The sequence below is a fragment of the Pseudomonas sp. PvP025 genome (assembly GCF_017832155.1).
GTDB lineage: Bacteria > Pseudomonadota > Gammaproteobacteria > Pseudomonadales > Pseudomonadaceae > Aquipseudomonas.
Genome location: NZ_JAFIBJ010000001.1, coordinates 1,557,678 through 1,573,529, shown reverse-complemented (window position 1 = coordinate 1,573,529; position 15,852 = coordinate 1,557,678). Strand labels below are relative to the sequence as shown.

The window sequence follows — 15,852 nt, the reverse complement described above, 5'->3', positions numbered from 1 at the left end:
CCATGCTTTCCAACCCTAACATCGACCTGGTTTCGCGCTTTCTTCGCCTGCCGCTGGAACAGCGCCAGCAGTTCTACCAACGTCTGCACAGCCGTGGCATGAGCTTCGCGCAATTGCCGATTGCCTCGATCCGCGAGGACGGCCACAGCCTGCCGTTGTCCTTCGCTCAGGAACGCCAGTGGTTTCTCTGGCAGCTCGACCCGCACAGCGCCGCCTACCATATTCCCGGCGCCTTGCGTCTGCACGGGCAGTTGGACCTGGCGGCGTTGCAGCGCAGTTTCGACACGCTGCTGACCCGTCACGACAGCTTGCGCACACAACTGGTCGAAGACGGTGAGCAACTGTGGCAACACGTGCTGCCCGAGGCGCGGGTCGAGATCCGCCAGGCGCATGTCGACGAGTCGCAGCTGATGGCGCAGGTGCAAGCGCAGGTGGCCCGGCCGTTCGATCTGCACCAGGCGCCGCTGTTGCGCGTGAGCCTGCTGCAACTGGCCGATGATGAACATGTGCTGGTGATGGTGCAGCACCACATCGTGTCCGATGGCTGGTCGATGCAACTGATGGTTGAAGAACTCGTGCACCTGTATGCCGCTTACAGTCAGGGGCACACGCCGCAACTGCCCGAGCTGCCAATCCAGTACGCCGACTACGCCCTGTGGCAGCGTCGCTGGATGGAAGCCGGGGAAAAGGCGCGCCAGTTGGCCTATTGGCAGAACCTGCTGGCAGGCGAGCAGCCGGTGCTGGAGCTGCCACTGGACCGTCCACGGCCGGCGCAGCAAAGCCATCGCGGGGCCAGCTTGCAGGTGCATCTGCCGACCACGCTGGTCGCCGGCCTCAAGCGGCTGGCGCAGCAGGAGGGCGTGACGCCGTTCATGCTCTTGCTCGCGTCCTTCCAGACCCTGTTGTATCGCTACAGTGGGCAGTCGGATATCCGCGTCGGTGTGCCGGTGGCCAACCGTAACCGCCTTGAAACCGAGCGCTTGATCGGCTTCTTCGTCAACACCCAGGTGCTCAAGGCCGACCTCGACGGCCAGATGAGTTTTGCGCAACTGCTGCAGCAGACCAAGGCGCGCGCGCTGGAGGCCCAGGCCCATCAGGACCTGCCGTTCGAGCAACTGGTGGTGGCGTTGCAGCCCGAGCGCAGCCTGAGTCAGAACCCGCTGTTCCAGGTGATGTTCAACCACCAGACCGATGCCCAGGGCGGGCAGGAAGCCCGGCAGCTGCCGGGCCTGCGTGTGGCGCAACTGGACTGGGACAGCCAGACCACCCATTTCGACCTGAGCCTGGACACCCACGAATCGGCCGACGGGCTATGGGCGGCGTTCACCTACGCCACCGATCTGTTCGACGGCACGACCATCGAGCGCCTGGCGCACCACTGGCAGGCCCTGCTGCAGGCAGTGGTGGATGACCCGCGCAGCGTGCTTGCCCGGTTACCGATGCTGGACGAGGCGCAGCGACGCGTGATGCTTGAAGACTGGAATGCGCCGGCCTGTGGCGTTGCCGCGCAGGCGGTGCACCGGTTGTTCGAAGCCCAGGCCGAGCGCCAGCCTGAACGCCAGGCCCTGGCCCTGGATGACCAGGCCCTCAGCTACGGCGAATTGAACCAGCAGGCCAACCGCCTGGCGCATTTGCTCATGGCCCGGGGCGTCGGCCCGCAGGGGCTGGTGGGCATCGCGGTGGAGCGTTCCTTTGCGATGGTGGTGAGCCTGCTGGCGGTGCTCAAGACCGGCGCGGCCTACGTGCCTTTGGACCCCGAGTATCCACGTGAGCGCCTGCTGCACATGCTGGAGGACAGCGGTGTGAGCCTCGTGCTCACCCAGTCCGGCCTGCGTGAGCGCCTGCCGCTGCCCGAGCGGGTAACTGCCGTGGAAATCGACCTGATCCAGGCGCCGTTGGCAGTGAGTTGTGCTGACAACCCGGCGACCGATTTCGAGCCGCAACGCCTGGCCTATGTGATCTACACCTCCGGTTCCACCGGTAAACCCAAGGGCGTAGCCATCAGCCATGGGGCCTTGAGCGAATTCGCCGGCATTGCCGCCGATTACTCACGGCTGGTGCCGCAGGACCGCGTGTTGCAGTTCGCCACGCTGAATTTCGACGGTTTTGTCGAACAGCTTTACCCGGCGCTGACCCTCGGTGCCACCGTGGTCTTGCGTGGCCCGCAGTTGTGGGATGGCGCGCAGTTGTACCGGCAGATCATCGAGCAGGGCATCACCCTGGCCGACTTGCCCACGGCCTATTGGAAACTGTTTCTGCAGGATTGCCTGCAAGCGGGCACCCGCTCTTATGGTGCGTTGCGCCAGATCCATATCGGCGGTGAAGCCATGCCGCTCGATGGCCCGCAGCTGTGGCAACGGGCGGGGCTGGGCCATGTGCGCCTGCTCAATACCTACGGACCCACCGAGGCCACGGTGGTCTCGAGTGTGCTGGACTGCACCGACCCCGGCGTCATCAACGGTGTGACCGCCAGCCCGATTGGCCGTGCGCTGCCCGGGCGCGGGCTGTACGTGCTCGACCGCGACCTCAACCTGCTGCCTCCCGGCGCCGTGGGCGAACTCTACATTGCCGGCGCCCTGGGCCTGGCCAGTGCCTATCTGAAGCGGCCAGCCCTGACGGCCGAGCGCTTTGTCGCCAACCCGTTCAGCGACGCTGGCGCGCGCCTTTACCGCACCGGCGACCTGGCGCGCTACCGCGCCGACGGGATTGTCGAGTACGTCGGGCGGGTCGACCATCAGGTGAAGGTGCGCGGTTTTCGCATCGAACTGGGTGAGATCGAAACCCTGCTGCTGGCCCAACAGAGTGTGCGCGAAGCGTTGCTGCTGGCGGCTGACAATCAACTGCTGGCCTATCTGGTGCCCGCGCAACCGCTGGACGAAGCCGCGCGCGGCGAGGCCGGCGCGGTGCTGATGGCAACGTTGCGCGAACACCTGCCCGATTACATGGTGCCGGCGCACCTGATCTTCCTCGACCGCATGCCGCTCAACCCTAACGGCAAGCTGGACCGCCAGGCGTTGCCCAAACCCGACGCGAGCGCGTTGCAACCGGACTGGCTGGAGCCGGTCACGCCGCTGCAGCAGCAGGTGGCGGCGATCTGGGCCGCTATTCTCGGCGCCGAGCGTGTGGGCCTGAATCAGCACTTCTTCGAGCTGGGCGGGCATTCGCTGCTGGCGATGCAAGTGGTGTCGCGGATTCGCCACACGCTCAGCCTGGAAGTGCCGCTCAAGGCGCTGTTCGAGCACCCTCGGCTGGACGCGTTTGTCGCCGCCTTGCACACCCCGGACACTACGCTCTCTAAGGCGCCGCCGTTGCTGCCGGCAGGGCGCGAACAGCCCTTGCCGCTGTCCTACGCTCAGGAGCGCCAGTGGTTCCTGTGGCAATTGGAGCCGTCAAGCGCGGCGTACCATATCCCCAGCGCCTTGCGCCTGAAAGGGCAATTGGACCCGGCGGCCTTGCAGCGCAGTTTCGACACCCTGCTGGCCCGCCACGAAAGCCTGCGCACGCGCTTGCGCCAGGACCCGGACCGCACGGTTCAAGTGATCGAGCCCCACCTGGCGCTGCCGATCACGCTGGCCGAGGTCGACGAAACCCGACTCCAGGCGCGCGTCGAAGCGCTGATCGCCGAGCCCTTCGACCTGCAGCAAGGCCCGTTGCTGCGTGTGGCGTTGCTGCGCCTGGCCGCCGATGAGCATGTGCTGGTGCTGGTGCAGCATCACATCGTCTCCGATGGCTGGTCGATGCAACTGATGGTCGAGGAACTGGTGCAGCTCTATGCCGCTTACAGCCAGGGCGAGGACGTGCAGTTGCCGGCGTTGCCGATCCAGTATGCGGACTATGCGCTGTGGCAGCGCAACTGGATGGAGGCGGGCGAGAAGGAGCGTCAGTTGGCCTACTGGCGCGAGATGCTCGGCGGCGAGCAGAGCGTGCTGGAGTTGCCGTTTGACCGCCCACGCCCGGCGGTGCAAAGCCATCAAGGCGCGCGGCTGGCGTTCGAGCTGGCGCCCGAACTGACCGAGGGCCTCAAGGCCCTGGCCCGGCAGCAGGGCGTGACCCTGTTCATGCTGCTGTTGGCGTCTTTCCAGACCTTGCTGCATCGCTACAGTGGCCAGGAAGAAATCCGCGTCGGCGTGCCGATTGCCAACCGCAACCGCAGCGAGACCGAGCGCCTGATCGGCTTCTTCGTCAACACCCAGGTACTCAAGGCCGACCTTCACGGGCAGATGAGCGTCGAGCAACTGTTGCAGCAGACCCGCCAGCGTGCGCTGGAGGCGCAAGCCCATCAGGACCTGCCGTTCGAGCAACTGGTGGAAGCGCTGCAACCGGAACGCAGCCTGAGCCATAACCCGCTGTTCCAGGTGATGTTCAACCACCAGACCGACGTCGGCCAGGCCCAGGTCCAGCAGCAACTGCCGACGCTGTGGGTGGAAGGCCTGGCGTGGGAAAGCAAGACCGCGCATTTCGATCTTGACCTGGATATCCAGGAGTCCGCCGAGGGCATCTGGGCCACCCTCGGCTATGCCAGGGACCTGTTCGACGCCGGCACCGTGCACCGCATGGCCCGGCACTGGCAGAACGTGCTGCAGGGCATGGTCGCCAACCCGCAGCAAGCCCTCGGCCAGTTGAATCTGCTGGACGCTGCCGAACAGCAGCAGATCCTTGAACTGTGGGATCGCAGCGCCGCAGGCTTCTCGTCCCGGCGTCTGGTGCACCAACTGGTCGCCGACCGTGCGCAGGAAACACCGCATACGGTGGCGGTGAAGTTCGCTGACGAACAGCTCACCTATGGTGAACTCGACCGTCGTGCCAACCGCCTGGCCCAGGCGCTGATCGCCCGTGGTGTCGGCCCGGAAGTGCGGGTGGCGATTGCCATGCCGCGCAGCGCCGAGATCATGGTGGCGTTCCTCGCCGTGATGAAGGCTGGCGGCGCGTATGTGCCGCTGGACATCGAATACCCGCGTGATCGTCTGCTGTACATGCTGCAGGACAGCCGTTCGCGGTTACTGCTGACGCACTCGGCGGTGCAGCAGCGCTTGCCGATTCCCGAAGGGCTGCAAGCCCTGGCGGTGGACCAGTTGCACGTCTGGTCCGACGACAACCACACCGCACCGGATGTCGCGCTGCACGGCGACAACCTGGCCTACGTGATCTACACCTCCGGCTCCACCGGCATGCCCAAGGGCGTGGCGGTGGCGCACGGCCCGCTGGTGGCGCACATCATCGCCACCGGCGAGCGCTATGAAACCGGCCCGGCCGACTGCGAACTGCACTTCATGTCATTTGCTTTCGATGGCTCCCACGAGGGTTGGATGCACCCGCTGATCAATGGCGCCAGCGTGCTGATCCGTGACGACAGCCTGTGGCTGCCTGAGTACACCTACCAGCAAATGCACCGCCATCACGTGACCATGGCGGTGTTCCCGCCGGTGTACCTGCAACAACTGGCCGAACACGCCGAACGCGACGGCAACCCGCCGGCCGTGCGGGTCTACTGCTTCGGCGGCGATGCCGTGGCGCAGGCCAGCTATGACCTGGCCTGGCGCGCACTCAAGCCCACCTACCTGTTCAATGGCTACGGCCCCACGGAAACCGTAGTCACCCCCTTGCTGTGGAAAGCGTGCCGGGGCGATCCGTGCGGCGCCGTGTACGCACCCATCGGCACGCTGCTGGGCAATCGCAGCGGCTACGTGCTCGACGCGCAACTCAATCTGCAGCCCATCGGCGTGGCCGGTGAGTTGTACCTGGGCGGCGAGGGCGTGGCGCGCGGTTACCTGGAGCGCCCGGCACTCACCGCCGAACGCTTTGTGCCGGACCCGTTCGGCCAGCCCGGCAGCCGCGTCTATCGCAGCGGCGACCTGACCCGAGGCCGCCCGGACGGGGTGGTGGACTACCTGGGCCGGGTTGACCATCAGGTTAAAATCCGTGGTTTTCGTATCGAACTGGGCGAAATCGAAGCGCGTCTGCGTGAGCAGCCAAGTGTCGGCGAAACCGTGGTGGTGGCCCAGGAAGGCCCGACCGGCAAACAACTGGTGGCCTACGTGGTGCCGCTGGACACGGCCCTGCTCACGGACGCCGTCGCCCAATCGAGCGCGCGCGAAACCTTGCGCAGCGCCCTGAAAACCCGCTTGCCCGACTACATGGTGCCCACCCATCTGATGTTCCTCGAGCGCATGCCGCTGACCCCCAACGGCAAGCTCGACCGCAAGGGCCTGCCCGTGCCGGATGTGAGTCTGATGCAGCAGGTGTATGTGGCGCCGCAGAGTGAGCTGGAGCAGCAGGTGGCGGCCATCTGGGCCGAGGTGTTGGGCGTGGAGCAAGTCGGCCTGGCCGATCATTTCTTCGAGTCCGGTGGCCACTCGCTGCTGGCGATGCAGGTGATCTCGCGTCTGCGTCATTTGTTGGGCACAGAGGTGCCCCTCAGAACCCTGTTCGAGCAACCGCGGCTGCAGGGTTTCGTCGAGGCGTTGAGCGACCCGCAAGCATCGTTGGCGAGCGCGCCGCCGATCCTGCCGGTCAGTCGTCAACGGCCGTTGGCGCTCTCGTATGCCCAGGAACGTCAATGGTTCCTCTGGCAATTGGACCCGCACAGCGCCGCCTACCACGTGCCCAGCACATTGCGCCTGCGTGGCTGGCTGGACCCGCTGGCGTTGCAGCGCAGCTTCGCAACACTGGTGGCCCGGCATGAAAGCCTGCGCACTCAGGTGTATCAGGACGCAGGCCGTGCCGTGCAAGTAGTGCGTGAAGTGGGCGCAGTGGACATTGTGCAGGCGCGGGCCACTGAAGCTGATTTGCAACGTCTGGTCGAGGCCGAGATTGCGCGACCTTTCGACCTGCAACAGGGGCCGTTGCTGCGCGTGACGTTATTGCGCCTGGCCGAAGACGACCATGTATTGGTGCTGGTGCAGCATCACATCGTGTCCGACGGCTGGTCGATGCAAGTGATGGTGGATGAGCTGGTGCAGTTATACGCCGCTTACAGCGAGGGCGAGGACCTGCAACTGCCAGCGTTGCCGATTCAGTACGCCGACTATGCGCAGTGGCAGCGTGACTGGATGGCCGCCGGTGAGCGTGATCGCCAACTCGCTTACTGGCAGGCGTTGCTGGGTGGCGAACAGCCAGTTCTGGAGCTGCCGATTGATCGGCCACGCCCTGCGGTACAGAGCTTTCGTGGCGCCAGCCTGGAGATCAGCCTTGACCCGGCGTTGGTGGCGGGGCTCAAGGCCCTGGCCCAGCGCGAAAATGTCACGCTGTTCATCGTCTTGCTCGCCTCGTTTCAGAGCTTGCTGCACCGTTACAGCGGCCAGCAGGACATTCGTGTCGGCGTGCCGATCGCCAATCGAAATCGAGTTGAGACCGAACGTCTGGTGGGTTTCTTCGTCAATACACAGGTGCTCAAGGGCGACATCGATGCCCAACTGACGGTCACCCAATTGTTGCAGCAGGCCAAGCGCCGGGCGCTGGATGCGCAGAGCCATCAGGACCTGCCGTTCGAGCAACTGGTGGAGGCGCTGCAGCCGGAACGCAGCCTGAGCCATAACCCGCTGTTCCAGGTGATGTTCAATCACCAGAGCCAGGCGCGGCTGGCCAGCACTGGCCAGCAACTGCCGGACCTGACCATTGAAGGGCTGGATTGGGGGACACAGACCGCGCAATTCGACCTGAGCCTCGACACCCAGGAAACCGGCGATGGGTTGGGCGCCATCCTGACTTACGCCACTGACCTGTTCGACGCCGCCACGCCCAAGCGTATGGCGCGTCATTGGCAGAACCTGTTGCAGGCCATGCTGGGTGATCCACACCAGCGGGTCAGTCAGTTGACGCTGCTGGAGCCTGTGGAAGAACAGGTGATGCTCGAACAGTGGAACGACACGGCGCGGGATTATCCGTTGCAGCACAGCGTGCAGCAGTTGATCGAAGCGCAGGTCAGCCGTACACCGGATGCCCAGGCTTTGGTGTTTGCCGCAGAGTCGCTGAGCTATGCGCAGATGAATGCTCGCGCCAACCGTCTGGCGCACCGCCTGATACAGCAGGGTGTAGGGCCGGACGTGCTGGTGGGTGTGGCGATGGAGCGTTCCATCGAAATGGTGGTGGCGCTTCTGGCCGTGCTCAAGGCCGGTGGCGCCTATGTGCCGCTTGACCCTGACTACCCGCGCGACCGCCTGGCCTACATGCTGGAGGACAGCCAGGTGCATCTGCTGTTGACCCAGGCGCACGTGATGCAGGCCCTGCCGATCAGTGATCCCGAGCGCTGCCTGCTGGTGGAACAGGGTGATCGCTGGCTGAGCGCCTATGCCGATACCAATCCTGACGTGGCCGTGGATGCTGAAAACCTTGCCTACGTCATTTACACCTCTGGCTCCACCGGCCAGCCGAAGGGCGCGGGCAACCGCCACTGCGCGTTGACCAACCGCTTGCTGTGGATGCAGCAGGCTTACGCACTCGACGCCGACGATACGGTGCTGCAAAAGACACCGTTCAGCTTCGACGTTTCGGTATGGGAGTTTTTCTGGCCCTTGATGACCGGCGCTCGACTGGTGGTCGCCGCCCCTGGCGATCATCGCGACCCGTCACGTCTGGTGGAGCTGATCAATCGGCAACAGGTGACCACCCTGCATTTCGTGCCTTCGATGCTGCAGGCATTCCTCCAGGATCCGCAGGCCGCCCGTTGTAAGGGTTTGCAGCGCATCATCTGCAGTGGCGAAGCGTTGCCTGTGGACGCCCAGCAAAAGGTGTTCGCCAAACTGCCGAACGCTGGCCTGTTCAATCTGTATGGGCCGACGGAAGCTGCCATCGATGTGACCCATTGGACATGCGTGGATGAGCAGCGCGACAGCGTGCCGATTGGTCGGCCAATCGCCAATCTGCGCACGCACGTGCTGGACGCGCAGTTGCAGCCGGTCGCCGCCGGTGTCGCCGGTGAGTTATACCTGGGCGGCGTCGGGCTGGCGCGCAGTTATCATCGACGCCCGGGCCTCACCGCCGAACGCTTCGTGCCGTGCCCGTTCCAGCCTGGCGAGCGGTTGTACCGCACGGGCGACCGGGTGCGCCAGCGCATGGATGGCGTGATCGAGTACATCGGGCGTCTTGATCATCAGGTAAAACTGCGTGGTTTGCGCATCGAGCTGGGTGAAATTGAGGCACGCTTGCTCGAGCATCCACAGGTGCGCGAGGCCTCGGTGCAGGTCCATGAAGGAAAGTACCTCGTAGGTTATCTGGTGCTGCAGGAGTCGACCCAGGCGTGGCGTGACGCCTTGGGCGCTCACTTGCTGGCGCATCTGCCGGACTACATGGTGCCTGCGCAGTGGGTACTGTTGGAGCGGATGCCGCTGAGCCCCAATGGCAAGCTGGACCGCAAGGCCTTGCCCGCGCCGGACGCCAGCGTGCATGAGCGACGTTTCGTGGCTGCGCGCAATCCGCTTGAGCAAACGCTGGTGGCGGTGTGGCGCGAGGTTCTGGAGGTTGAGCAGGTCGGCATCGAAGACAATTTCTTTGAGTCGGGTGGTCATTCGTTGTTGGTGTTGATGCTCAAGGAGCGCATTCGCAAGGCGGTCGGCGCGGAGCTGTCGGTCAGTCAGTTGATGCTCAACCCGACGGTCGCAGGGCAGGCGGCATGCCTTGAGGGAAGTGCCGGGCAGTCGTTGATCGTGAAGCTCAACAGCCAGACTCAGGGAACACCGTTGTACCTGTTCCATCCCAGCTACGGTTCGGTGCATTGCTACAAGGCGATTGCCCTTGCCTTGCGTGAGCAACGGCCGGTAATGGGAGTGATGTGTCGTGCCTTGGCCGAGAAGGGCAGCGAAGTGCCTGCCTGGGCTGCGATGGTTGAGGATTACACGGCGCAATTGTTGAAGGCCCAGCCCGAGGGCCCATTTCGCTTGGCCGGTTGGTCTCTGGGGGGCAACCTGGCGATGGAGGTTGCCTACGGCCTGGAGCAGGCGGGACGGCAAGTGGAATGTGTCGGTTGGATCGACGCCTCGCCGCCGCAGTGGGTCAAGCCGTTTTGGGCGACGGCGGTCATGGTCGACGAGCGGGAAGTTTCTGCCAATGATCGGCGCGTGGAGTTGCTGGAGGTGATGTTTCCCGAGTCATCGCGGCACATTCATGCTCAATGGTCAGCACTGCGACAGGCAGGCGCCGAGGAGGGCGAGCAGTGGGCCGAATTCAGCCGCTGGGCAGAGCAGACCCTGGGTGAGCGCTTCCGTGAACTCAAGGATGAGTTGCTCAGTGGTCACGAGGCGCAGATTTCCTGGGAAGTTGACCGCATTCTCGGCCAGCGCCTGCATGATGCCGACTTCAAGGCAATCAAGGCACCGATCAGTTGCTGGTGGGCGGCCTTGAGCCGTACCGGGGTGCATCGCCAGTTGATTGAGGCAAGCATGCTGGAAGTCACCGGGCAATCAGCGATAGAACGCTCGGTACTGATCGAGACCAGCCATGATCGGTTGATCGATAACGCCGAATTCGTTCGCAGCTTCGCCGCTGCGATGGCCTGATGTTGCAGGGCGCGCCCTAACTCCGTTCAGTTAAGCGCAGATCCCCTGTGGCGAGCAGGCTTGTCCTGCGTTGGGCTGCGCAGCAGCCCCAAAGCCAGGCGCTGAGCCGTATCAGGTACACCGCATTTTGCTCGACTGGGGGCGCTTCGCACCCCAACGCGGGGCAAGCCCGCTCGCCACAGAGGCTCCGGCCTGATGTTGCAGGGCGCGCCCTAACTCCGTTCAGTTAAGTGCAGATCCCCTGTGGCGAGCAGGCTTGTCCTGCGTCGGGCTGCGCAGCAGCCCCAAAGCCAGGCGCTGAGCCGTATCAGGTACACCGCGTTTTGCTGTATTGGGGGCGCTTCGCACCCCAACGCGGGGCAAGCCCGCTCGCCACAGAGGCTCCGGCCTGATGTTGCAGGGCGCGCCCTAACTCCGTTCAGTTAAGCGCAGATCCCCTGTGGCGAGCAGGCTTGTCCTGCGTTGGGCTGCGCAGCAGCCCTAAAACCAGGCTCTGAGAGGTGTCAGGTATAGCGTATTTTCCTCGACTGGGGGCGCTTCGCACCCCAACGCGGGGCAAGCCCGCTCGCCACAGAGGCTCCGGCCTGATGTTGCAGCGCGCCCTAACTCCGTTCAGTTAAGTGCAGATCCCCTGTGGCGAGCAGGCTTGTCCTGCGTTGGGCTGCGCAGCAGCCCCAAAGCCAGGCGCTGAGCCGTATCAGGTACACCGCGTTTTGCTCGACTGGGGGCGCTTCGCACCCCAACGCGGGGCAAGCCCGCTCGCCACAGAGGCTCCGGCCTGATGTTGCAGGGCGCGCCCTAACTCCGTTCAGTTAAGTGCAGATCCCCTGTGGCGAGCAGGCTTGTCCTGAGTTGGGCTGCGCAGCAGCCCCAAAGCCAGGCGCTGAGCCGTATCAGGTACACCGCGTTTTGCTTGATTGGGGGCGCTTCGCACCCCAACGCGGGGCAAGCCCGCTCGCCACAGAGGCTCCAGTTTGCTGCGTGACAGCGCTAGGTCGCAGGTTGGGCGTGGCGGCACACACAAAAACGCCCCGGGCCTTTAAGGTCCGAGGCGTTTTAATTCACACCGTCATCCGGTGATTTGACGCGCCTTAGAAGTCCCAGCGAGTGCTGAGCATGAAGTTACGGGGTTCGCCATAAGCGGCGGAGTTATAGAAACCGATGTTGGTGTAGTAGGACTTGTCGAAGACGTTGTTGATGTTCAACGTGGCCGACACGTTTTTGGTGAATTGATAACGCGCCATCGCGTCCACCAGCCAGTAAGCCTTCTGAGAGAACTCCTCGTAACCGCCACGTGGGCTGTTGTAGATGTCCTGCCAGCCAACGCTCTGCCAGCGAGCGCCACCGCCGACGGTCAACTTGTCCAGGTTGCCCTTGAGTTTGTACGTGGTGTAGAGGCTGACCTGATCTTCCGGTTCGAACGTGGAAATTTTCACGTCCTTGTCGTCACGCACAATCTTGTGGGTATAACCGCCCTGGAGTTGCCAGCCCGGAGCGATTTCGCCGGACATCTCCAGCTCGTAACCCTTGGTCACGGCCTGGGTGCCCTTGAACGCATAGTTCGACGGCGTAGGCTTCAAGTTGTTGTAGTCGTCGTCCGACACGGAACGGTTGTCTTCATGGATCTCGAAGTAGGCGGCGCTGGCATTCACACGGCCATCCAGGAAGTCTGCCTTGATGCCCAGCTCCCAGTTCTGGCCTTCGTCCGGCTCAAGCAGTTTGTCGTTCCTGTCGCGGTTGTAGCTTTCCTGCGGCATGAAAATATCGGTATAGCTGGCGTAGACCGAGTAGGTATCGTTTAGGTCGTAGACCGCACCGACATAAGGTACAAAACGTCCCGACTCCCGGTAGGTCGGGTTATTGCCGGTCACCGTGTAGTTGACCACGCGGCCGCCAAGCAACAGCTTGAGGTCGTCGGCGAGGTTCAGGCGGGTGGTCATGTACATGCCGGTCTGGCGTATGGTGTCGTCGATTTTTGATTGTGACTGACCCCAGTCCGGTTCGCGGGCGTTACCGTGCCAGTTGTTGAAGTCGACCAGGTTGGGTGCAAGGTTCCAGTAGCCGTTGCCCTTCCACTCCGAGGCGCTGATGGAGCCTCCGAATACCAGCTCATGCTCGCGGCCACCCAGGCTGAATGGACCGCTCACGTACAGGTCGCCCGAGTCACTGACGGTTTCACCGGTGTACTTGCCCGAGGTGAGCTGCGAGGTGCCGTCCAGGGCCGGGGTATCGCCCTGAATCGAACCCATCAGCGCGTGGTAACCGTTGATCTTGTGGTCCAGTTGCAGCTTGGTGACCCAGCCACCACCGAGGTCGTGCTCGACCATGGCGAAGGCGGTGCGGGTGTACTGCTCCCAACTGCTCCAGTCGGCGGCGTTGTTGAACGAGCGCTTCACGTTGTTGCGATTGCCCTGGGCGTCGATCAGCGGAAAGCTGCCCGACCACGAAGAGCCTTTGGGCAGGCTGTCCTGATAGTCGCCGCCGACCGTCAGCATGGTATCGGGCGACAGGTCGAACTCCATGATGCCGTAGTAGGTCGGGCTCTTGCGTTCATAGCGGTCCATGAACGAGTGCTTGTCCTGGTAGGCGGCGACGGCGCGTCCACGCACATTGCCGGTTTCGGTCAGCGGCCCGCTGACGTCCAGCTCGCTGCGGTAGTTGTCCCAGGAACCGGCGCCCAGGGAGGCGTGGCCCTGGAAGTCGGCGGTGGGTTTTTTACGCACCAGGTTGATGGTTGCACCCAGCGAACCTGCACCGGTCAGCAGGCCGGTGGCGCCCTTGAGCACTTCGACCCGGTCGTAGATCGCCATGTCGCTCAGGGTGTTACCTGCCGAGTAGGCAACGTTGCGCGAGGTGGACGGAATCCCGTCGTACTGGAAGTTATTGATGGAGAAACCCCGGGCGTAGTAGTTGCTGCGCTCGGTATCGAAGGCGGAAACGGTAATGCCCGGCGTGTGGCGCATCACGTCATCCACGTTGTTCAGGCCGAAGTCATCCATGTGTTGACGGGTGACGACGGTTACCGACTGCGGTGTTTCCTTTGGCGTCAGGACCAGGCGTGTTGAGGTCGCGATGGAGCCCGGCGTATAGGAGCCGGTGTTTTCGGTGACGTTGCCGAGCATGTTGCCGGTGACCTGGGTGGGGCTCAGCTCCAGACCGGTCGCGGCCCCCGCGGCGGTGACGGTCAGCGAATTGCCGCTGAGGCTGTGGCGGGTCGAGGTGCCTGCCAGCAGGGTGCCAATTGCCAGTTGCGGGTCCAGCTTGCCTTTGACCGCGTTACTGTTCTTGCCCTGCACATCCCCCGGGCTATACAACACCTGCACATTGGTCTGCCGGCCGAATTCCTGCAACGCGCTCCCCAGCGGCTGTGCAGGAATATTCAACTCGACCTCCTGGGCCTGTACATAGCCTGCAATCGGCAGCGATACCGCAAGCAGAAGGGCACTCGGAAGAAGGTTGATGTTCAGGGCCCGGCGCATGGATAGCGCTTTGCTCAGGGGGCTGAGACCGAGACGTGCTGGCATGGATGCTTTCTCTTCTATGTTTTTAAGTGGGCAATTCTAAGTGTTTATTGAGGTCAATTCTCATTACCACTAGTGAGACGTTCCTACCTGGGGAAACCGGAAAATAAAATTCACGCCGGTTCCATCTCGTGCACCACCTGGCCAGCGCGCAGGCGCACCAGCTGGTCGGCGATGTCGAAATAGCGGTCGTCGTGGCTGATCACGATGATGGTTTTGCCCAGGCGTTTGAGGTCCGGCAGCAGCTCGGTGTAGAAGATGCGGCGAAAGGCCGGGTCCTGGTCGGCGGCCCATTCGTCGAACACCAGCACCGGACGCTCTTCGAGCCAGGCGTTCACCAGCGCCAGGCGTTTGCGTTGGCCGGTGGAGAGGTCGGTGGTGCTGAATACGCCGTCCTTGACGCTCACCTTGTGCGCGATTTCCAGGCGCTCCAGGTACTTGCTGGCGCTGTCCAGCGACTGGGTGGCGCTGCCCTGCACCAGGTCGTCGAACAGGTAGTAGTCGGAGAACACCGTGGTGAACAACTGTCGATAATCGTCGCGTTCGGTGGCGGTCACCGCTTCGCCATTGAGGCGGATTTCGCCGGCCTGGGGCGGGTACAGGCCCAGCAGCAGTTTGATCAGGGTGGTCTTGCCGCTGCCGTTTTCGCCGACGATGAATACGATGTCGCCTTGCTTGATGCTCAAGTCGATCGGGCCCAGGTGGAACGGCTCGCTGCCTTCGACCGCCGGCGGGCTGTAGCTCACGCCCTTGAGTTCGAGGCTGTGGACCAGCGATTTCGGTGCTTCGCTGTCGTCCATCAGCAGGTGCGGCTCCGGCGACGAGAAACGTTCCGACAGCTCGCTGATACGGCCGAACGCAATCTTCGCCTTGCCCACCACCGGCAGGTAGCCCAGCAAATGCTCCAGCGGGCCTTTCATGTACAGCAGCACCAGCACGAAACCGGTAATCACGGTTGGATCCGGGTTGGGCCGGTACGCCTGCATCGCCAGGGCCAGGCCGATGACCACGAAGAACAGCATCGAACCGAAGGTCTTGGCGAGAATGTAGATATTCACCGACCGCACCTGGATATCGCTGATCAGGTCGGCGGTTTCCTGGATGCGGTGGGTGTTCATGCGGTAGCGCCGTGGACGGTGCATGCGCAGTTCCTTGGCGCCCGAGGCGATGGCGTTGTAGTAACGCTGCAACTCATCCTCATGCCCGCGAGCCAGGTCAAAGCCCTGGATGCCCTTGCCGCCGGCAATGAATTGCACGGTGCTGCCGATGATAATCGCCACCACCATCATCAGGAACATCGGCACCGACAGGTACGCCAGGTAGCCCAGGCAGCCGAGGGTGACCGTGGCGGCGATGGCCAGCGGGGTGAACGCGAAGGAGAAATCGCTGATGGTGTCGACGTCGTGGGTCAGCACCGGGATCAGGCGGTGCGAGCGGTAGCGCTCGATCTGGCCGATGGGCGCTGACAGGACTTTCTCGCCCAGGTCCTTGCGCAGCGCCGCGATGATGCGTTGGCCCACATAGTTGGTGCCGATGTCGGAAATGATCGAGCTGACCAGTGCCACCACGCACAGCGCGGCAAAGGTCATGACCACGCCCTGGGTCATGCCGTCGGGCGAATGCAGGGCATTGTTGATGGTGGCCAGCAGCAGGGTGATGGCGAGGCCGCCGACCATGCCCAGCGCAACGGACACCGTCACGATGGTGCGAAAGGGCCTGATCAGTGCGAGCAAGCCGTTGAAGGCGCCGCGTTTGGCATCGGTCATAAATACTTCCCGGAAAGTCAAAAAGAGGGGGCTGGGCACACAGACCCTTACCCATGACAAACGAAGCGCCGGGGC

3 protein-coding genes are annotated in these 15,852 nt (G+C 63.5%); 1 reads left to right on the top strand and 2 read right to left on the bottom strand.

Going from position 1 to position 15,852, the window contains the following annotated elements; genetic code table 11:
• The first annotated feature begins 2 nt into the window (after positions 1-2).
• Positions 3-10,490: a non-ribosomal peptide synthetase gene (locus JOE32_RS06315; protein WP_209982417.1), complete on the top strand. Its 10,488-nt coding sequence runs from the start codon at positions 3-5 to the stop codon at positions 10,488-10,490.
• 1,091 nt (positions 10,491-11,581) lie between these two features.
• Here the strand turns inward: JOE32_RS06315 and JOE32_RS06310 are convergent.
• On the bottom strand, positions 11,582-14,014 hold the full coding sequence (locus JOE32_RS06310) for a TonB-dependent siderophore receptor (protein ID WP_209982414.1): 2,433 nt from the start codon (positions 14,012-14,014) through the stop codon (positions 11,582-11,584).
• A 110-nt stretch (positions 14,015-14,124) separates the two neighbouring features.
• Positions 14,125-15,777, bottom strand: coding sequence for a cyclic peptide export ABC transporter (locus JOE32_RS06305; protein ID WP_209982412.1), 1,653 nt, complete (start codon positions 15,775-15,777; stop codon positions 14,125-14,127).
• Positions 15,778-15,852 lie beyond the last annotated feature (75 nt).

What these genes read in the sequence shown, in the direction of transcription:
- JOE32_RS06315 (WP_209982417.1), top strand. Translation starts at nt 3, where the DNA reads ATGCTTTCCAACCCTAACATCGACCTGGTTTCGCGCTTTCTTCGCCTG.
- JOE32_RS06310 (WP_209982414.1), bottom strand. Translation starts at nt 14,014, where the DNA reads ATGCCAGCACGTCTCGGTCTCAGCCCCCTGAGCAAAGCGCTATCCATG.
- JOE32_RS06305 (WP_209982412.1), bottom strand. Translation starts at nt 15,777, where the DNA reads ATGACCGATGCCAAACGCGGCGCCTTCAACGGCTTGCTCGCACTGATC.